Origin of the sequence: Paractinoplanes maris (assembly GCF_023544465.1) — a bacterium.
Taxonomy (GTDB): domain Bacteria; phylum Actinomycetota; class Actinomycetes; order Mycobacteriales; family Micromonosporaceae; genus Actinoplanes; species Actinoplanes maris.
The window spans coordinates 63,704-83,283 of record NZ_JALPVL010000001.1 but is presented as its reverse complement, the minus strand read 5'-3'; the positions used below and the strand labels follow the sequence as shown (position 1 = coordinate 83,283).

Sequence of the window (19,580 nt, the reverse complement as noted above, 5' to 3'; positions counted from 1 at the left end):
ATCGGGGACGGTCCCTCGGGATCGACCCCGAGCCGGGGGAGCGCGTAGCCTCGTAGCGTGGGGGTCACCCTGAGATCCCCCCGAGGTCACGTGACGTCGGTGGCGTCGAGCTGACACGATGGCATGACCACACCGGGTGAAGGCACCAGGTGGGCACGCCATCGCGACAGCTCCTCGATCTGCGTCGGTGGCGGATCCGATTGAGCGACATTGAGGGGATACCGCGAAATGGCGAATCCGTTCGTCAAGGGCTGGCGATACATGATGGCGCTCTTCGGCGCGAAGATCGACGAGTACGCCGACCCGAAGGTTCAGATCCAGCAGGCCATCGAGGACGCACAGCGCCAGCACCAGGGCCTCGTGCAGCAGGCCGCGGCGGTCATCGGCAACCAGCGCCAGCTCGAGATGAAGCTGTCCCGCCAGATGGAAGAGGTCGAGAAGCTGCAGGGCATGGCCCGGCAGGCTCTCGTCCTGGCCGATCGGGCGCGGGCCGGCGGCGACGAGACCGAGGCTCAGAAATACGAGTCGACCGCCCAGACGCTCGCCACCCAGCTGGTCTCGGGTGAGCAGTCGATGGAGGACCTCAAGACGCTGCACGACCAGGCGCTCTCCGCCGCGGGCCAGGCCCGCAAGGCGGTCGAGAACAACGCGATGGTGCTCCAGCAGCGCATCGCCGAGCGGTCCCGTCTGCTGAGCCAGCTCGAGCAGGCCAAGATGCAGGAGACGGTGGCCAAGTCGCTCGAGTCGATGTCGTCCCTGGCCGCGCCGGGCAACACGCCCTCGCTCGACGAGGTCCGCGACAAGATCGAGCAGCGTTACGCCAACGCGATGGGCCGGGCCGAGCTCGCGTCCAACTCGGTCGAGGGCCGCATGCTCGAGGTGCAGAAATCGAGCCTCGACCTGGCCGGCTCGTCCCGGCTCGAGCAGATCCGGTCGAGCATGGCCGGCGACAAGCTCGGTGCCGCGCCCGCGCAGCCCGCGGTCGAGCAGGCCGGTCCGGCCTCCGACCCGGCCAGCGTGGCCCGGCTCGACGAGATCCGGGCCAGCATGAATCAGAAGCGCGGCGACACGTCGGCCGCCGGCTGAGTTCTTAGGGGAGGGCGACGGTGGACGAGCGGACCAGATACTTCCGGCGGCTCAAGCGGCTGCGCAGTGCGGCGCGGCGGTGGAGCGTGCTGGGGGGCGGACTGGCCGCCGCCACCGCCGTCCTCACTCCCTATCAGGGCATCGGCTGGGCCGACGCGATCTGGGCCGGCTCGGCCGGTGCCTCCGTTGCGCTGGCCTGGTGGCGCTTCAGCGATCACCGCGAGCTGGCCGCCGCGCCGGCTCCGCCGCCGCCCCCACCCGCGCTCGCCGGTGCCAAGCTCACCGCCGCGCTCGAACGATTCCCGGCCGGTCGCACGATGCTCGGCGAGGTGCGCCGGCAGAAGAATCGCTACGCCCTGCGCGGCTCGGCGATCACCCAGGCGTGGGACAGGCTCGACCGCGCCTCGTCCACGCTGTCGGCGCTGGCCGGCCGGCTGACCGGGGTCGGCGAGGGCGCTCTGCTCGAGGCCGCGGTGGCCGAGGAGTGGCTGCGCGATCTCGGTCAGCGCGTGGCCAGTGTGGAGCGGGCGCTGCCGCTGAGCCCGCCCGAGCAGCGGGCCGGGCTGACCGAGTCCCACGGATTGCTGGCCGAGCAGTTCACCGAGGGTGTCACGGCGTTCGAGCGGCTGGTCGCGGCGGCGGCGAGCTATGTGGCCGAGGACGGGCACCCGGTCACCGAGGGCAAGCATCCCGCCTTCGCGAGCCTGGTCGACGCCACCGACAAACTGCGCGGCATCGCCGAGGGGTTGTCCGAACTCAAGCGCCCGGCGGCCTAACTGTCCTCAGGGCGGGGCTGGCAGCGCGGGCACCAATAGGTGATCCGCTCACCCTTCTCGTCCTTCTGGATCGCGCTGCCGCAGCGGCGGCACGGTTGCGCGCGACGACCGTACACATAGCTCGTCTGCCCGCGGCGCAGTGAGCCCGTCGTCGTCTGGGTCCAGCGCCCGCGATTCGACGCCACCAGCTTCTGCGCCAGCCGCACGGTGCCCGGCAGGTCGGCCACCCCCGAGACCGGCGTCCACGGCCACAGCCCGCGCAGAAACAGTGTCTCGGCCTTGTAGAGGTTGCCCACGCCGGCCAGGTTGCGCTGGTCGAGCAGGGCCTCGGCGATGGTGACCTCCGGGTGCTGAGCGATCCGGCGGGCCGCCTCGTCGACATCCCAGTCGGCGCCCAGCAGGTCGGGGCCGAGATGGCCGACGTGCTGCTCCTCGTCGGCCGTCGGATAGAGCGCGACCTCGTGCAGGTGGTAGCCGACGGCGACCGACCGCTGGGTGCGCAACACGACCCGGATGAGATGGGCCGGCCGAGCGGTCCAGCGCTCGCCCGGGGCGTACGCCCGCCAGGCGCCCTCCATGCGCAGATGAGAGTGCAGCGTGTGCGGCTTCAGGCCGTCGCGGGTCAGGCGCAACAGCAGGTGCTTGCCCCGGCTGGCCGACTCGGCGACGGTCCAGCCGCTGAGATCGGTCGAGGCGAGCTGGGGCACACGGAAGTCGGAGCCGGTCAGCACGTCGCCCTGGAGAGCCTTCTCCAGCACGCGCGCGGTGTTCCAGACGGTATCGCCCTCGGGCATGCCTCAATCCTGCCCCGAACCGGGCCCGGGTAACGCGGGCAGGGCCACCTCGTCGTCCGGGACGACCACCCGGGCGAGTTCGGCCGGGGGAATGGCGGCGGCCAGGCCGGCGGCCCGGATCGGGTCGATGGCGTCCGGGTCGAGGCCGCGGCGGGCCGCGGCGCGGCGGGTGGCCACGAGCAGCCGGGCCGCCTCGTCGATCCGGCCGGTGCGGGCCAGCGCGTACGCGCCGGTGTGCAGGCCGGCGATCAGGTTGCCGATGTCGTCCTCGTCGGTGAAGCGGTCCAGCGCCTGCCGCAGGACGGCGAGAGCCGCCCCGGGTTCGACGGGGCCCTCGGTCAGCAGCGCGCGAGCCAGCAGCAGCCCGCTCATGGCGGCCGTCCAGATCTGCCCCCGGGCGACGGCCTCCTCGCCGGCCCGCGCCAGCACCCGGCGACCCTCCAGCACGTCGCCCGCCCCGGCCAGCGCCGCGCCCAGGGACATCGTGGAGGCGGGCAGGATCCATTCCTCACCGAGCTCCCGGGCCAGTGTCATCGACCGATGGGCGGGTGCGAGAGCCCGGTCGGACTCGCCTTGGAACGACCAGAAGAGCGACTCGTAGTAGGCGCCCTGCGCGGCCAGGATCCCTCCTTCGCGATCGGGCCGGCCGGCCACGATCGCCTGGCCCGTGGTCAGTTCGGTCACCGCCCGGGGGTCGCCGGTCAGATAGAGCAGCATGGCCGCGCTGAGGTGGGCGCGGGCGCGGTCGGTGGGCGGCGCGTCCGGGGCGGCCACGATCGCGTCCTGCAGCAGAGGCAGGCCGTCGGCGATCAGCCCGCCCCGGAACCAGAACCACTCCAGCAGCCCGGCGGTGCGCAACGCGCTCTCCGGCCGCACGCCGAGGTCGTGCCGGATGGCGGCGCGCAGGTTGGGCAGCTCGCGATTGAGCGTACGGATCGAGTGGGCCGACCGGTCGCCGCGCAGCAGTGGCGCGTGGTGCTCGACGAGCCCGCGGACCCACGCCGCATGCCGGTCACGGCTGCCTCCGGGATCCGGGTCGTGCTGCCGGCAATAGGCCCGGACGATCCCCAGCAGCCGGTAGCGGGTGGGGGCGACGGTCGTGTCGGCCACCACCACCGAGCGCGCCACCAGCGCCGAGAGAGCGTCCAGGTCATCCTCGACGGCCGACAGCGGGAACCCGCCCTCGAACGGCCACAGGCGCAGCAGCATCGCCCGGTCGCGGGCCCCGAGCAGGTCGACGCTCCAGGCCACGGCGGCCTCCAGCGTCTGGTGCGGGGCGAGGGCGCCGCGCGGCACCGGGCCCAGTGCCGGGAACCGGTCGCTCAGCATCTCCAGCAACTCGCCCAGGCCGAGCACGCGGGCCCGGGCGGCGGCCAGCTCGAGCGCGAGCGGGATGCCGTCCAGGGCCGCCGCCAGCCGGGCCAGCGTCGCCGACTCGGCCGGGTCGGGCCGCCAGCCCGGGCGGACGCCGGTGATGCGATCGACGAGCAGGGCGACCGCGTCCCCGGTGGGCAGCGGGGCGACCGGCAGGAGTTGCTCGCCGTCGACCCCGAGCGGCTCCCGGCTGGTGGCCAGCACCCGCAACCCCGGGCAGCGGGTGAGCAGATCGAGCGCCAGGCCGGCGGCCGCGCCGACCACGTGCTCGCAGTTGTCGAGCAGCAGCAGGCCGGGACGATCACCCAGCGCGGTGGCGATCGCGTCGGCCGTGACCCCGCGCACCCCGGCCGCCGTGGCCGCGGCCGCCGGCACCAGCCCGGGATCGGTCACGTCGGCCAGCCGGACGAACCACGGGTCGTGCGCGGCGGCCCACTCGACGGCGAGCCGGGTCTTCCCCGCACCGCCCGGCCCGACCAGGGTGACCAAGCGGGCGGTCGACGCGAGCTGAGCCAGGGCAGCCAGCTCCTCGGCGCGGCCGAAGAAGTGCGAGAGCGGGCGGACGGCAGGCGGAGGGCGCGACGGCAGCAGCAGCCCCGGGTCCTGCGCCAGCAGGCGGCTCTCGAGGCTCTGCAGGGCTGGGCCCGGGTCGATGCCGAGGTCGTCGGCGAGCCGCTCGCGGACCCGGCGCAGCGCGGCCAGGGCCTCGGCCTGCCGCCCGCTGCGATAGAGGGCCAGGATCAGCAGCTCCCAGCGGCGCTCCCGATAGGGCTCGGCCCGCGTCGCCGCCTCCAGCTCGCCGACCGCGCCCGGGGCGTCGCCACCGGCCAGCCGGGCCGCGAGCCGTTCCTCGACGGCCACCGCCCGCAGCTCGTCGAGGCGGGTGCGGGCCGGGGTGGCGGGCAGATCCGCGTACGCCTCCCCGCGCCACCGCCCGAGAGCGGCGTCGAACAGGCGGAGGGCCTCGGCCGGCCGCTCCTCGTCGAGCAGGTCACGGCCGCGGCGCACGTCGGTCGCGAACCGGGCGGCGTCGGTGTCGTCGACCGTGAGCCGATATCCGTCGCCGGCCCTCGCCAGGGCGGACCGGCCGAGGGCGCGGCGCAGACGGGAGACGTACGCCTGGAGGGAGGACGTGGCCCGGGCCGGCAGATCGTCACCCCAGATCGCCTCGGCCAGCGAGTCCTCCGTGACCGGCCGTCCGTCGGCCGCGATCAGCGCCGTGACGAGGCGGCGCGGCAGCGGCCCGCCGAGGTCGGCGACCGCGCCGTCCACCTCGACCTCGGTGGCCCCGAGCACCCTGCCTATCAGCACGGTCAGAGCATAGGAGTGCAGGCGGCTTGCAGGCAGTCTGCAAGCCGACCTTGCGAGCGTGAGGTCATGACTTCTACTGACACCTGGGACATGGTGATGGTCCACCGCGTCTTCCGCCGCGAGTTCCGCATGATGCCCGCGCTCGTCCGGGCCGTGCCGCCGGGCGATGTGACCCGGGCCGAGGTGCTCGGCGAGCACCTGGCCAATGTCGCCGCCGGGCTGCACCATCACCACACGGCCGAGGACGAGATGGTCTGGCCGTTGCTGCTCGACCGGGCCCGGATGCACACCGATCTGATCAACCGGATGGAGGCGCAGCACGAGCGGCTGCACGAGCCCCTGGACCGGCTCGGCACGCTGCTCCCGCGCTGGCGGGCCGAGGCGCGGGCCGACGACCGCGACGCCCTGGCCGACGTGCTGGCCCAGGCGTCGGTGGCGCTGGACGAGCATCTGGCCGACGAGGAGCGCGAGGTGCTGCCGATCATCGAGCGGCACCTCACACCGGCCGAGTGGAGCGCGGTCGGGGAGCGCGGCCGGGAGGTGATCCCGAAGGGCAAGAGGGCGCTGGTCTTCCTCGGGGCGATTCTCGAGGAGGCCACACCGTCCGAGAAGAAGCGCTTCCTGGCCGAGCTGCCCGTGCCGGCCCGGGTGCTGTGGCGACTGGCCGGTGACCGGGTCTACACCACGTCCCGCGACCGGATCCGGATCACTGCCTGATCGCCAGCTTGACCAGGTCGCCGGGACGGACCGAGAGGACCACCACGGCCCGGCCGTTGTTGACGGCGATCGCGACGTGACCGGCCGAGTCCTCGAAGACCAGCAGGTCACCCGGGCCGACGTCGGCGAACGTGGCACCGCGGTAGGCGCTGACCGTCCCGTTGATCATCAGCTCGCTGCCCAGGCCGCGCAGCAGGTCGCCGCTCGCGGCCAGCTGCACGTTGCCGAACCGGTCGACGGTGAGTACTTCCGCCTCGAGCCAGCCGTCGCCGACCGTGACGACCGGGTCGGGCAGGCGGACAAGGGTGTCCTTGTCGATGGCCAGGCCCACGTCGGACAGCTCGGCGCCGGCGGCGAGACGGGCGGCGGCCGGCGCGAAGACGTCACGGCCGTGGAACGTGCTCGAGACGGCCTCCTTCACCGTGAGCTCGTAGGCCGACTCGACGCCCCCGAGCGCCTCGGCGGCCCAGATCAGCAGGCCGTTGTCGGGGCCGACGAGCAGGCCGTCGGGCGTCACCAGGACGACGCCGCGCCGGGCGGTGCCCACGCCGGGGTCGACCACCGCGACGTGCACACTCGGCGGCAGGTGGGGTGCGGTCTGCGCCAGCACGGCCGCGCCGCGGGCCACGTCGGCCGGCGGCACGTGGTGCGTGACGTCGATGACACGCACCTGCGGCGCGATCTTGGCGATCGACCCGTGACACGCCGCGACGAAGCCGTCGAACGTTCCGTAATCGGTCGTGAGGCTGATCCATTCATACCCGGCCATGGTGAGAAACGTTACTGCCTTGCTACGGATCGTGTGCGACAGGTTCCCCCGGGCGCGCCGGGCCGGATCTGGCAAGGTTGGGGCATGCGTCTCGTGATCTTCACCGAGCCCCAGCAGGGTGCCGCCCACGACGACCTGCGCCGGCTCGCGCAGGCCGCCGAGGCGGCCGGCTACGACGGCTTCTTCCGCTCCGACCACTTCCTCACGATGGGCGGCGACGGCCTGCCCGGCCCGAGCGACGCCTGGCTGACGCTGGCCGCGCTGGCCGTGCAGACCTCCCGCATCCGGCTCGGCACGCTCGTGACCTCGGCCACCTTCCGGCTGCCGGGCCCGCTGGCCATCGCGGTCGCCCAGGCCGACCAGATGAGCGGCGGCCGCATCGAGTTCGGGCTCGGCGGCGGCTGGTTCGAGGCCGAGCACACCGCCTACGGCATCCCGTTCCCGCCGCTCGGCGAGCGTTTCGACCGGCTCGAGGAGCAGCTCGAGATCATCACCGGCCTGTGGGCGACCCCGGCCGGCCACAGCTATGACTTCCAGGGCAAGTTTTACCAGCTCAACGACTCGCCGGCGCTCCCCAAGCCGACGCAGTCACCGCGCCCGCCGGTCATCGTCGGCGGCCACGGCAAGAAGCGCACCCCCGCTCTGGCCGCCCGCTTCGCCGACGAGTTCAACGTCCCCTTCGCCAAGATCGAGGACGTCGCCCCCACGTACGAGCGGGTCCGCGCCGCCTCGACCGCCATCGGCCGGGCGGAGCCCCCGGCGTTCTCGGCGGCGGCCATCCTGTGCGTGGGACGCGACGACGCCGAGGTCCGCCGCCGAGCGGAGGCCATCGGCCGCGAGCCCGCCGAGATGCGCGAGAACGGCGGCATCGTCGGCACCCCCGACCAGGCGGTCGAAATCATCACCCAGTACGCCGAAGCCGGCGCCACCCGCCTCTTCCTGCAGGTCATGGACCTGAGCGACGTCGACCACATCGAGCTGATCGCCTCCGCGGTGGCGCCCCAGCTCTAGAACCGCCCCCGGTTGTCCTCGGCCCAATCCCGATAGGTCCTGGGTGGCCGGCCGAGGACCACGTGGACGTCGCCGGTGACGATGGCATTGCCGCCGTCGCGCACCAGGCGGGCGCCCTCGGCGAAGACGCCGGCCTCCTCGAGCGGCACCTCGACCGTCGAAGCCGGCCGGCCCAGGACCTCGCCCAGCTGGGCCACCTGCTCGGGAACGCTGATCAGCTCGGGGCCGGTCAACGTGTAGGTGCGGCCGTCGTGATCGCCGGTGGTCAACGCCGCGGCGGCGACGGCGGCCACGTCGGCCGGGTCCACGACGCCCTGCCGGCCGTTCCCGAAGACGTTGGGTACGGGCCGGCCGTGCCGCAGGTCGCCGGCCCATGCCAGCGAGTTCGACGCGAACGTGGTCGGCCGCAGGATCGTCCACTCCAGGCCACTCGTGCGGAGCGCTTCCTCGCCGGGCTGGTGCCAGGCGCCGAGCTGCGTCAGTGGGACGGGAGTCTCGGGCGTACCGATGGCCGAGAGCTTGACCACCCGGCGGATACCGGCCCCGACGGCGGCCGCGAGGTTGGCACGGTCGTGGTCCGGTACGGCCGGTCCGGCCGGCGCGACCAGATAAGCGGCCCGGGCCGGGACGATCGTGGTGCTGACCGTCAGACCCGGCCGGGGCGGGATGCGGCGTGGGTCGCGGGTGACCGCCGTGACCTCGTGGCCGTGTGCCAGCAGGTGGTGGACCAAGGCGGAGCCGGTGGTGCCGGAAGCACCGGTAACCAGAATCCTGGTGACCACGGTGAAGCGGGGCCGGGCCGCCGTATTGGAAGTTTCGGCACTGCCGCCCGGCGACGTCGCGGGCGTAGCGTGGCCTCGTGCTAGCCGATGTCGAGGTGATGTCCGGCCTGACCGACGAGGCTGCGGTGGTTCAGGTGCCCGACGTGGCGACAGCGCTCGCCTTCCGCACCACGGCCTCCGGCCGCAGCGAGCTGTTCGTGGTGGGGCCGCGCACCCGGGGCCGATACCACCCCGGCCGGGGCGTTCCGGTCTGCGTCCGGCTGCGGTTGCGTCCCGGCCTGGCCCGTCCGCTCCTGGGCGTGCCCGCCGCCGAGCTGGTCGACAAGACAGTCCGCATCACCGACCTGTGGGGTGCCGCCGGCGCCCGGCTGACCGAGGCCCTGACCGACGCCGGCCCCGACGTCCCCCTGGTCATCTCCCGGCTGCAACAAGCGCTGGCCGCCCGGGCCGCCACCCTCCGGCCGGTGCCCCGCATCGATCAGGCGCTGGGCCGGCCCGTGACGATGCCGGCGCGAACACCGGTGGGCGCGATCTCGTGGAGGCCGCGGCGCACGCGCTGACGACTTCACCACGCCTGGCCACGGTCGCCGCCGAACTCGGGGTCAGTGAACGCTATCTCCGCGGGCTCTTCGCCCGCGAGATCGGGCTGTCACCCAAGCACTTCGCCCGCATCAGCCGCTTGCGCCGGATCCTGGCCGGCGCAAGCGCCGGCCCAGGCGCGGGCTCGGGCTCGGGTGCGGGTCCGGGTGCGGGCCGAGGCGCGGGTCCAGGTGCGGGTCCAGGCGTGGGTCCAGGCGCGGGCCCGGGTCCAGGTGCGGGTTCGGGTGCGGGTCCAGGCGCCGGCCCAGGTGCGGGTCCGCGTGCAGGCCCGGGTCCGGGGCGGGTTCGGGTCCGGGTGCCGGCACCGGCGGTTGGTCGGCCTTAGCCGTCGAGGCCGGTTTCTTCGACCAGGCCCACATGATCACCGACTTCCGGGCTTTCATGGGCGTCTCCCCGGCCGCCTATCTGGCCGGCCACCTGCCACCGACCACTACTCCCTGCGCCGAACTGACCCGAGCCGATCTCGCGCGGCCTGTCTAGTCTCGGGGTGGACCGCGGCCCTCTGGTGACTTCGTGCTGAAGCATCGCGGCAGGCGGGTCGAACGGTGGACGACGAGCGTGCCAGGGTTGCCCTATTCTTCTGGTCGGACTGACGGGGGAGGCAGGGTGACGGGGTCGCGGCTCTATGTCGCGCGGGACCGGGTGGCCACTGTCGTCTCCCGCCGGCGGCTGCGGCTGGACGGTGCCCTGCTCGTGCGCCGGCCCTGGACGGCGCTGGTCGAGGCGACCGTGCCCCAGGTGCGCGAACTCGGTGAACCGGAGGAACGGTCCGGCACGGGCTGGTTGGTCCTGGCGCCGATGGTCGGCGGCGGACTCGTCGCCGTGCTGGGAGCGGCCGAAGTCGGCATCCTGGTGGCCGCCGCGGTCTTCTTCGGCGCGGCCTACGTCGAGCCGGTCATCCGCCGTCGCCGCCGGGCGAAGCGAAACCCACCAGCCGCGGACGACGCCCGCACGCTGATCGCGCCCGCGGAACGCGCCGCCTTCGACGAGGCGATCACCCTCGCCGACTCGGTCAGCCGGACCTGGCCCCGCCTCGGTTCCCTGGTCGACACCGCCGAGGCCGAGGCGATGCTGGCCGACTCGCTGTGGGAGATCTCCGGCGTGCTGGCCCGCCGCCAGCGGCTCGCCCTCGTGCTGGCCGATCTCAGCCGTCCCGACTTCGCCGCCCAGTCGCCCTCCGACCAGACCGCCTTGGAGCTGCGCAGCCATCTGCAGGCGACCGAGAAGGCCCTGGCCGAGGTCGAAGCCGACCTGGCCCGCCGCGAGTCCAGCCTGCGCCGCGCCGAACAGGCGGGACGCGAGTTCATCCGCGAGGACGAGATGCGCCAGGCCATCCGCGCCGCCGAAGAGACGCTCGGCTCCACCCACCCCGAATCGCTCGCGATCACCCCGGCCGACACCGCCGCCGACCTGGCGGACCGCACCCGCTCCGTCCTGGACGCCTACCGCGAACTGACCGACGGCCTCCACCCCGACCACCCCCACTAGCCTCGCGCACCAACACCTCGCGCCGCGCTACCCCAGGCCGTCGCGGGCCGTGCCATCGCGCAAGCGTGCGCCGGCCGCTGGTCGACGCCGCCGCCTACCCGCCCGGCTCGCAGCGCCCATCCGGCCGGCTCGCCGCCCACCCGGCCCCGCCCACCCGGCCGGCTCGTAGCGCCCACCCGGCCGGCTCGCAGTGCCCACCCGGCCCCGCCCACTCGGCCGGCTCGCCCTGCCCACCCGGCCCCGCCCACCCGGCCGGCTCGTAGCGCCCACCCGGCTGGCTCGCAGCACCCACCCGGCCGGCTCGCCGCGCGGCCGCTCGGGCATCTCGCTGTGGTCATCCGCGCAAGCGCAACCCCCTGGGCGTCGCCCGGAAGCCGGCCTGGGTCAACGCGTCGCTCAACGGGGACGAGTGGACGGACTCGCCGTCGGCGCGCTCGACCGACATGGCGCCCAGGGCGCCCGAGCGCACCGAGGCGGCCAGCGACTGGCCGGCGGCGATCAGCGAGTCGGCGTCGTCGGTGAAGGACAGCAGCGTGCGGCCGCCGCGCTCGACGTAGAGGATCAGGTCGCCGGAGACCAGGATGACCAGGGCGCCCGCCTTGCGGCCCGCGCGATGCCCGGCCTTGGCGACCGGCTCGCCGTCGCCGCTGTCGATGATGCGCTCGGGCCAGGGCAGCGCCGCGCCATAGGGGTTGGCCGGATCGGTGGCGGCCAGCACCACGGCCGTCGTGCCGGTGCGCTTGGCGAGCTCGGCCGGCTCGGCCAGGGCGCGCAGGCGGTCGACCGCGCCGGGCACCGCGAACTGGGCCGCGCCCAGGCCCTCGACGAAGTAACCTCGCCGGGCCGCGCCGCGCTCCTCGAGCGCGCCCAGCACCGGATAGACCCCGGCGAACCCGCCGACCGGCCCCTCGGACATGACCGCGCCCCGGGTGACCACGCCGTGGCGTTCCAGCAGGAGGTCGGCCAGGGCGGCGGCCCGGCGGGTCGGGTCGAGGTCGCGGTCGGGCAGCCGGGACCAGCGACCGGCCATGTTGGACGGACCAGTTCGCGACGGCATGGCCGGCCGGCCGGGTCGCCGGTAACGGGTGCGGGCCGGAGCGGCCTTGGCCCGGTGGGCGCCGCTGCCGCCGAGCAACGCTCGCAACGGTGCCAGTGTGTCGTTGGTCAGATGACCGGCCCAGACCAGATCCCACACCACGGCGGCCAGCGCCGTGTCGTCGGTCGAGCCGACCCGGTCGGAGAGCGCCCGGAAGAACAGGGCCTGCCCGTCGCCCAGCGTGTCGAGCACCGACTGGTGCAACGGCGTCGCGGCGAACTCGTCGTCGGGCGGCGGCAGCAGCAGGGCTGCGCTGTCGGCGTAGGCCAGCGTGACCCACCCGTCGTTGCCGCCGATCGATCCCGAACCGGCCCACAGCACGTCACCGCCGCCGCTCATCTCGTCGAGCATGGGCGGCGAATAGTCGGTCACCCGGGCCGGCAGCACCAGCCTCTCCCACGCCGAGGCGGGCACGGCGATGCCTTGCAGCTGCTCGATCGAGGCGGCCAGGGCGTCGATGCCGCGGGCGTTACCGCCGATCTGGTGCCAGCGCGGCAGGAACGCGGCCAGCACCCGCGGCGGCACCGGCTCGATCTCGCGGCGCAGTGCGGCCAGCGACCGCCGCCGCAGCATGCGCAGCACCTCGGCGTCGCACCACTCGTTGCCGGCCCCGCCGGGGGAGAACTCGCCCGAGGCGACCCGACCGGTGGCCGAGAGCCGCTTGAGGGCCTGCTCCACCACGAAGACGCCGAGCCCGAACCGCGCCGCGCAGGTCGCCGCGGCGAACGGGCCGTGGGTGCGCGCATACCGCGCGACCAGGTCGCCGAGCGGGTCGGCGACCGACTCCAGGTAGGCCAGCGGGATGCCGACCGGCAGCGCCACCCCGAGCGCGTCGCGGTAGCGGCCCGCGTCGTCGATGCCGATCCAGCGCTCCTCACCGGCCACCCGGATGCGGATGGCCCGCCGGGACGCCTCCAGCGTGGACAGCCACGACTCCTCGACCTGGCGCGCGGCCAGGTCGGCCGGGGACAGATCGCCGAGCAGGCGGAGCAGCTCGGCCGCGTCCTCGGCGTCCCGCGGCTGTCGCTGGGTGGTCAGCCACTGCAGCTGGGACTCGGTCTCGGTGACCACGTCGGGGTCGAGCAGCTCGCGCAGGTCGACCCGGCCGAGCAGCTCGCCCAGCAGCGTCGCGTCCAGGGCGAGGGCGGCGGCCCGCCGCTCGGCCAGTGGTGCGTCGCCCTCGTAGAGGAAGGCACCCACATAACCGAAGAGCAGGGAGCGGGCGAACGGCGAGGGCCGCGGCGTCTCGACCTCGATCAGGCGCACCTTGCGCCCCGCGACCTCACGCATCAGCCCGGTGAGGCCGGGCAGATCGAACACGTCCTGCAGGCACTCGCGGGCCGCCTCGAGCGTGACCGGGAAGTCGGCGTACTCCCGGGCCACGTCGAGCAGTTGGGCCGAGCGCTGTCGCTGCTGCCAGAGCGGCTGGCGGCGGCGCGGGTCGCGCCGGGGCAGCAGCAGCGACCGGGCCGCGCACTCGCGGAAGCGGGACGCGAACAGCGCTGACGTGCCGACCGACTCCTCGACCAGCTGGGCGATCTCGTCGGGGTCGAAGGCGACCAGGTCGGCGCCGGGCGGCTCCTCGGCCGTGTCGGGCAGGCGCACCACGATGCCGTCGTCGGACGGCATGACCTGGCCGTCGACGCCGTAGCGCTCGGAGAGCCGCCGCGCGATGGCCAGGGCCCAGGGCGCGTTGACCCGGGCGCCGAGCACACAGTGGACCGTCAGACGCCAGTCGCCCAGCTCGTCGCGGAACCGCTCGACCACGATCGTGCGGTCGTCGGGCAGGTTGCGGGTCGCCTCGCGCTGCTCGCGCAGGTAGGCCAGCAGGTTGCCGGCGGCCCACTCGTCGAGGCCGATCGCGCGCAGGGTCGCGGTGGCCTTCTCGTCGTCGGCGCGGGTCAGCGAGCGCAGCTGGGCCCCGATCGCCCGGCCCAGCTCGATGGGCCGGCCAGGAGAGTCGCCCTTCCAGAACGGCATCTTGGCCGGCGCTCCGGGAGCGGGGGAGACGAGCACCCGATCGGGTGTGATGTCCTCGATCCGCCAGGAGGTGGAGCCCAGCAGGAAGACGTCGCCCACCCGGGACTCGTAGACCATCTCCTCGTCGAGCTCGCCGACCCGGGACGCCCGCTCGGACCCGGCCAGGAACACGCCGAACATGCCGCGGTCGGGGATGGTGCCGCCGCTGGTGACGGCGAGGCGCTGGGCGCCGGGGCGGCCGGTCAGCTCGTCGGTGCCGCGATCCCACACCAGGCGCGGGCGCAGCTCGGCGAAGGCGGTGGACGGATAACGACCGGAGAGCATGTCGAGCACCGCGTGCAGCGCCGACTCGGGCAGCTCGGCGAACGGCGCCGCCCGGCGCACCAGGGCGGCCATCTCGTCGACCTGCCACGCGTCGAGCGACACCATGGCGACGATCTGCTGGGCCAGCACGTCGAGCGGGTTGCGCGGATAGCGCAGCTCCTCGATCGCGCCGGCACTCATCCGGTCGGCCACCACGGCGCAGGACACCAGGTCGCCCCGATGCTTGGGGAAGACCACGCCGCGCGACACCGCGCCGACCTGGTGACCGGCCCGGCCGATGCGCTGCAGACCGGCCGCGACCGACGGTGGCGCCTCGATCTGCACCACCAGGTCGACCGCGCCCATGTCGATGCCCAGCTCGAGGCTCGAGGTGGCGACCACGGCCGGCAGGACACCCGATTTCAGCGCCTCCTCGATCTGTTTGCGCTCCTCACGCGAGACGCTGCCGTGGTGGGCCCGGGCGACGACCGGGGGTGCGCCGCCGGCCTGCCCGGCCTGGGCCATCATCTGGGCGGGTGGCATCTGGGCCGGGGGCTTGGCCGGCTCGCCCGGAGCTTGGCCGGCCCGCTCGGCGGAGAGCTCGTTGATGCGGGCGCAGAGCCGCTCGGCGCCGCGGCGCGAGTTGGTGAAGACGATCGTCGACCGGTGGCTCTCGATGAGGTCGAGCACCCGCTCCTCGACGGCGGGCCAGATGGACGGCGTGTTGCGGCCGCCGCCGGGGTTGTCGGGGTCGACGTCGGGCACCTCGTCGAGGCGGGTCATGTCCTCGACCGGGACCTCGACGGTGACCTCGATGGTCTTGGAGCTCGGCGGCTGCACGATCTCGACGTCGTGCGCGCCGCCGAGGAAGCGGGCCGTCTCGTCGATCGGGCGGACCGTCGCCGACAGGCCGATGCGCTGGGCGGGCCGGCTGAGCAGCGCGTCGAGCCGCTCGAGGGAGAGCGCCAGGTGGGCGCCGCGCTTGGTCGCGGCGACCGCGTGCACCTCGTCGATGATCACCGTCTCGACCCCGCGCAACGAATCGCGGGCGGCCGAGGTGAGCAACAGGAACAGCGACTCGGGAGTGGTGATCAGCACGTCGGGCGGCGTGCGGGTGAACAGGCGCCGCTCGTCGGCCGGGGTGTCGCCGGTGCGCATCGACACGGTGATGTCGGGTGGGGTGAGCCCGAGGCGGCCGGCGGCCTGGCGGATGCCGGCGAGCGGCGTGCGCAGGTTGCGCTCGACGTCGACGGCCAGCGCCTTGAGCGGGCTCACGTAGAGCACCCGGCAGCGGCGCTTCGGATCCTCCGGCAACGCCTCGCGGGCCAGCTGGTCGAGCGACCAGAGGAACGCGGCCAGCGTCTTGCCGGAGCCGGTCGGGGCGACCACGAGCGCGTTGCGCCCGGCACCGACCGCACGCCACGCGCCGGCTTGCGCGGCAGTAGGTGCGGCGAACGCCGCGGTGAACCACTCTCGCGTGGCCGGCCCGAACTGCTCCAACACTTCTTGCACCCCACCATGCTCTCTCGGGGGTATGACAAAAACTGAATACCCGCGTAATGGTCATCCGGGCACGGGTCGGACGTCCGCCCAGCGGAATTTCTTGACGTGCCGGACCATGGTGCGATCGAGTGACGGCTGGATATACATAGCGCCACTCGTAATGCACGAACTTCATCGATGAAGGAGGCTCCGTGTCCCTTCCGATCACCCAGCTGCGGCGCCTCGCTGCCCTTACGGCGGCGCTGACGATGGTGGCCCTCGGTGCGACCCCCGCGCACGCCGCGGCCGGTGACGGTTATGTGCGTCTCGCGCACCTGTCGCCGGACACGCCCGCGGTCGACGTCTATCTCAAGGCCGACTCCGGCGGTGTCGAGCCGCAGACCTTCCGCGCCGTCGCCTACGGCGACATGTCGCGCTATCTGCGCCTGCCCACCGGCACCTACCAGGTGGCCATGCGCAAGGCCGGTGCCCCCGCGACCGAGAAACCGGTGATCACCACCCAGGTCACGGTGGAGAACAAAGGCGCCTACACGGTGGCCGGCGTGGGCCGGTTCGCCGACCTGGGCCTGCGCGTGATCGAGGACGACCTGCGCCTGCCCGACCCGGGCAAGTCGAAGGTGCGGATCATCCAGGCCTCGGTCAAGGCGCCCGTGCTCGACGTCGCCGGCAAGAACGGCACCACGATCGCGGACGGTGTCGAGTTCGCCACCACGACGGCCTATCGCGAGGTCAAACCCGGCAAGTGGAGTGTCGAGGTGGAGCCCACCGGCGGCGGCCGCACCAGCGAGCTGCCGTGCACGCTGGGCCCGGGCAGCGTCTATTCGCTGGTGGTGCTGGACGACAACGCGGGCGGGCTCAAGCCCGAGCTGCACGTCGACGCCGAACGCCAGGGCACGGTCCCGCTGGGCAGCGTGGCCACCGGCGTGGGCGGCACCAGCCCGTCGTCGCCGGTCACCGGCATCGTCCTGACAGCCGTCGCGGCCGCGCTGCTGACCGGGGGTCTCGTGGTTGCCCTCCGCCGCCGGCTCCGCACCGCCTGAGGTCCTCCGGTGGCGGCCGAGGACACCGACACCCCGCTGATCGTCCGCGTCCCGGTCAGCCCCGAGGCGCGCGCGGCGGCCACGGTCCACAGCGTCCCGAGGGCGACGGAGGCCGGGGAGTCCGAGGGGCTGGGCTGGATGGCCCGTGGGGTGGCGAAAGTCGTCAAGCCCGGGCCCGTCCGGGCGCGGGCCGTCGTGCCCGGTGCTCTCTCGATCCCGCGGCCCAAGCCGAGCCGGCTCCTCCGGTTGGGGCAGTCCGCCGCGCCGTTTCCCCGGCGGGTGTTTCCGCGGGCGAGCGTCATCACCGCGCCGCCCATCCGGCCGCCGGCGCCGGCCGACTCCGACGCGCGGGAAGACGCGCGGGAAGCCGTCGGTCCGCCCGACGCTCCCATGATCATGAATCACGCACCCGAGAATCATGAGCCGAGTCTTCCGACGGCGACGGCGGCCGGCCAGCTACCGAAGGACGGCCCTCACCCCGTACGAAAGAAGGGGTTGATCCGCCGGGCCGCGCTGCCGGCCGTGGCCGCGACGGTGGCCGCGTTCGCCGCCGGCGCGGGATATCTCGCCGTCACCGATCGTCCGGACAGCGATCTCGGTCGATGGGGTGCCCAGGCCCAAAGCGCGGCGCCGACGGCATCCGAGGCGGCCGGGCGACCCGCGGCCGGGCGACCCGCCGGCGATCCGTTCGGCAGCGTCGCCGCCGCCCCCACCGGCGTCCCGACCCGGCTGCGGGTCGGCGCCATCAAGGTCGACACCCCGCTCGAGACGCTCGCCATCGGCAACGATGGTGCCCTGCAGCCACCCCGGGCCTTCGCCAAGGCCGGCTGGTATGCCGGCGGCACCGCTCCCGGCGACACCGGACCGGCCGTCATCGCCGGCCACGTCGACTCCAAGTCGGGTCCCGCGGTCTTCTACCGGTTGCGCGAGCTCGCCGCCGGTGACCGCATCGACGTCGTCCGCGGCGGCGCGACCGTCAGTTTCATCGTCACGGCAATCCGCTGGTATCCCAAGACCGAATTCCCGACCGACGAGGTGTACGGGCCGACGCCCGACCGCCAGTTGCGACTCATCACCTGTGGTGGTGTGTTCGACCGGACGCTGCGGTCCTACCGCGACAATCTCGTGGTCTACGCGGTGACCGGGTGATCGTCATTCCACTGTCAGGCAGGCCGAATTATGGTTGAGACCGAGTCGACGGGTGGGGGCGGGATGGCGGTCGCACGCATGCTCGTCGCCGGTCGGTATCGCTTGGGCGAGCCGGTCGGTTCCGGCGGCATGGGCCGCGTCTGGCTGGCCCGTGACGAGATGCTCGACCGTGACGTCGCGGTCAAGGAGTTCGTCCCGCCCGAGTGGATGACCGACGAGGAGCGCATCCGGCTGCGCGACCGCACCCTGCGCGAGGCTCGCAGCGCCGGGCGGCTCAACCACCCGCACGTCGTCCGCATCTATGACGTCGTGCACTTCGAGGGCCTGCCCTGGATCGTGATGGAGTACGTGCCGTCCCGGTCGCTGCACCAGGTGATCCACGAGGACGGCCCGTTCTCGCCGGCCACCGCTGCCCGCATCGGCGTGGCGTTGCTGGACGCCTTGCGGGCCGCGCACACCGCCGGGGTGCTGCACCGCGACGTCAAGCCGCACAACGTTCTGATCGGCGACGACGGTCGTGTCGTGCTGACCGATTTCGGTCTGGCCACCTTTGTGGACGACGGCACCGTCACCGGCCCCGGCCTGGTCGTCGGCTCCCCGCAGTACGTGTCTCCGGAGCGCGCCAAGGACGGCACGTCGTCGCCCGAGTCCGACCTGTGGTCGCTGGGCGCCACGCTCTACGCCGCCGTCGAGGGCCGGTCGCCCTATGCCCGCGAGAACGCCATGGCCACGCTGATGGCGCTGGCCACGGAGGAGCCGGACCCGCCGTCGCGGGCCGGGATGCTGGGCCCGGTGCTGACCGGGCTGCTGCGCCGCGTCCCCCGCGAGCGGCTCACCGCGATCGAGGTCGACCGCCGCCTCCGCATGATCGTCGCCTCCACTCCGGCGCCACCGCGGGTGCCGTCTCCGCGCGCGGCCCGGGCGATGATCGCGTCCGAGATCGATCAGTCGGCCGCGGTCCGCGCGTCGGTCAGCCCCGGGGTCGGTGTGCTGTCGCCTCCGGTCCACGGCGACCCGCCGCCACCGGACGGCTCCCGGCATCACCAGCGCTCGACCGTGGTTGCGGCCGGTCTGGCCCTGGTCGCTGTGCTCGGTGTCGGCGGCATTCTGGCCGGCTATCTGGTGCGCGACGGGTCGCCGGACGCGGCACCACCGCCCAGCACGGCCTCCGCGTCCACCGCGATGGCCGCGGGCGCCACCGGCTTCTCGGCGGCCGCCTGCCGCCGGCCGGAGCCGAGCACGCTTCCGTCGACCCCGCAGCGCTCGGCGGTCCGCGGAGTCGGCCCCTTCGGGCTCATCTCGGGTTGGTCCTACTTCAGCGACGGGTCCGGCTTCCGCATGCCGGTGCCCGACGGCTGGACGTGGCAGCGGGTCGGCACGTCGTTCTGTTTCCGCGATCCGGCCGGCGCGACCGTGCTGAGCCTCGACACCGGGCGCAATCCGGCCGGTGACCCGGTGAAGGCCTGCGCCGCCGAGGCCAAACGACTCGTGGCGGCCGGAGTCCTGCCCGGATACAAGCTCGTCTCGCTCGAGAAGACGACGTTGATCTACAAATCCGCGGACTGGGAATACCGGTACGACCAGGACGGAACGCCCATGCACGCCCAGACCCGCTGGTTCGCCCGGGACGGCCGGGGCTTCGCGATCACCTGGGCCACCCGCGACTTCGACTGGACCGGTGACCGAGCGAAGATCAACATGGTGTTGAGCAGCTTTGATGTGGAAGCTTAGGTCGGCTTTCTCACAGCGTTCGTACAGTCTGCACTGATATTGTTCTGCGTCATGATCGGCAGTAGTCAGC

At 73.6% G+C, this 19,580-nt stretch carries 16 protein-coding genes; 11 read left to right on the top strand and 5 right to left on the bottom strand.

Annotated elements, in window-relative coordinates; translation table 11 throughout:
- The first annotated feature begins 228 nt into the window (after window positions 1-228).
- A complete protein-coding gene (locus NAG42_RS00380) occupies window positions 229-1,086 on the top strand; it encodes a PspA/IM30 family protein (RefSeq protein ID WP_250027192.1) in 858 nt (285 codons plus the stop codon).
- 20 nt (window positions 1,087-1,106) lie between these two features.
- Window positions 1,107-1,862, top strand: coding sequence for a phage shock envelope stress response protein PspM (pspM, locus tag NAG42_RS00375; RefSeq protein WP_250027191.1), 756 nt, complete (start codon window positions 1,107-1,109; stop codon window positions 1,860-1,862).
- On the opposite strand, the gene NAG42_RS00370 is transcribed toward pspM, so the two are convergent.
- Entirely contained in the window at window positions 1,859-2,656 is a 798-nt protein-coding gene (locus NAG42_RS00370) for a DNA-formamidopyrimidine glycosylase family protein (RefSeq protein ID WP_250027190.1), read from the bottom strand. The two genes, pspM and NAG42_RS00370, sit on opposite strands and share 4 nt — an antisense overlap.
- 3 nt (window positions 2,657-2,659) lie before the next feature.
- Complete coding sequence (locus NAG42_RS00365) at window positions 2,660-5,341, bottom strand: AfsR/SARP family transcriptional regulator (RefSeq protein ID WP_250027189.1); 2,682 nt, start codon at window positions 5,339-5,341, stop codon at window positions 2,660-2,662.
- Window positions 5,342-5,407: 66 nt separating this feature from the next.
- On the opposite strand from NAG42_RS00365, the gene NAG42_RS00360 reads away from it, so the two are divergent.
- Entirely contained in the window at window positions 5,408-6,058 is a 651-nt protein-coding gene (locus tag NAG42_RS00360; protein WP_250027188.1) for a hemerythrin domain-containing protein, read from the top strand.
- Here the strand turns inward: NAG42_RS00360 and NAG42_RS00355 are convergent.
- Window positions 6,048-6,827, bottom strand: coding sequence for an SAM hydrolase/SAM-dependent halogenase family protein (locus NAG42_RS00355; protein WP_250027187.1), 780 nt, complete (start codon window positions 6,825-6,827; stop codon window positions 6,048-6,050). The genes NAG42_RS00360 and NAG42_RS00355 overlap by 11 nt on opposite strands.
- Window positions 6,828-6,911: 84 nt before the next feature.
- Between NAG42_RS00355 and NAG42_RS00350 the strand changes: the two genes are divergently transcribed.
- Window positions 6,912-7,838, top strand: a complete 927-nt coding sequence (locus NAG42_RS00350) for an LLM class F420-dependent oxidoreductase (protein WP_250027186.1) — start codon at window positions 6,912-6,914, stop codon at window positions 7,836-7,838.
- On the opposite strand, the gene NAG42_RS00345 is transcribed toward NAG42_RS00350, so the two are convergent.
- Window positions 7,835-8,620 carry an NAD(P)H-binding protein gene (locus tag NAG42_RS00345; RefSeq protein WP_250027185.1) on the bottom strand — a complete coding sequence of 262 codons (786 nt, stop codon included), beginning with the start codon at window positions 8,618-8,620 and terminating at the stop codon, window positions 7,835-7,837. The two genes, NAG42_RS00350 and NAG42_RS00345, sit on opposite strands and share 4 nt — an antisense overlap.
- 77 nt (window positions 8,621-8,697) lie before the next feature.
- Here NAG42_RS00345 and NAG42_RS00340 point away from each other — a divergent pair, with 77 nt between their 5' ends.
- The 4 genes from NAG42_RS00340 to NAG42_RS00330 all read left to right on the top strand — a co-directional run bounded on the left by NAG42_RS00340 (window position 8,698) and on the right by NAG42_RS00330 (window position 10,971).
- Window positions 8,698-9,180: a hypothetical protein gene (locus NAG42_RS00340; protein WP_250027184.1), complete on the top strand. Its 483-nt coding sequence runs from the start codon at window positions 8,698-8,700 to the stop codon at window positions 9,178-9,180.
- A gap of 397 nt (window positions 9,181-9,577) precedes the next feature.
- Window positions 9,578-9,700, top strand: a complete 123-nt coding sequence (locus tag NAG42_RS43845; RefSeq protein ID WP_284044677.1) for a hypothetical protein — start codon at window positions 9,578-9,580, stop codon at window positions 9,698-9,700.
- A gap of 126 nt (window positions 9,701-9,826) precedes the next feature.
- The gene (locus tag NAG42_RS00335; protein ID WP_250027183.1) at window positions 9,827-10,708 is read left to right on the top strand and encodes a hypothetical protein; all 882 of its coding nucleotides are present in this window, start codon (window positions 9,827-9,829) and stop codon (window positions 10,706-10,708) included.
- Window positions 10,709-10,773: 65 nt separating this feature from the next.
- Complete coding sequence (locus NAG42_RS00330; RefSeq protein WP_250027182.1) at window positions 10,774-10,971, top strand: hypothetical protein; 198 nt, start codon at window positions 10,774-10,776, stop codon at window positions 10,969-10,971.
- 71 nt (window positions 10,972-11,042) lie between these two features.
- On the opposite strand, the gene NAG42_RS00325 is transcribed toward NAG42_RS00330, so the two are convergent.
- Entirely contained in the window at window positions 11,043-15,599 is a 4,557-nt protein-coding gene (locus NAG42_RS00325; RefSeq protein ID WP_438872331.1) for an ATP-dependent helicase, read from the bottom strand.
- 182 nt (window positions 15,600-15,781) lie between these two features.
- On the opposite strand from NAG42_RS00325, the gene NAG42_RS00320 reads away from it, so the two are divergent.
- The 3 genes from NAG42_RS00320 to NAG42_RS00310 all read left to right on the top strand — a co-directional run bounded on the left by NAG42_RS00320 (window position 15,782) and on the right by NAG42_RS00310 (window position 19,510).
- Complete coding sequence (locus tag NAG42_RS00320; protein WP_250027181.1) at window positions 15,782-16,630, top strand: DUF4397 domain-containing protein; 849 nt, start codon at window positions 15,782-15,784, stop codon at window positions 16,628-16,630.
- Between the two features lie 9 nt (window positions 16,631-16,639).
- Window positions 16,640-17,779 carry a class F sortase gene (locus NAG42_RS00315; RefSeq protein ID WP_250027180.1) on the top strand — a complete coding sequence of 380 codons (1,140 nt, stop codon included), beginning with the start codon at window positions 16,640-16,642 and terminating at the stop codon, window positions 17,777-17,779.
- Between the two features lie 63 nt (window positions 17,780-17,842).
- On the top strand, window positions 17,843-19,510 hold the full coding sequence (locus NAG42_RS00310) for a serine/threonine-protein kinase (RefSeq protein ID WP_250027179.1): 1,668 nt from the start codon (window positions 17,843-17,845) through the stop codon (window positions 19,508-19,510).
- Window positions 19,511-19,580 lie beyond the last annotated feature (70 nt).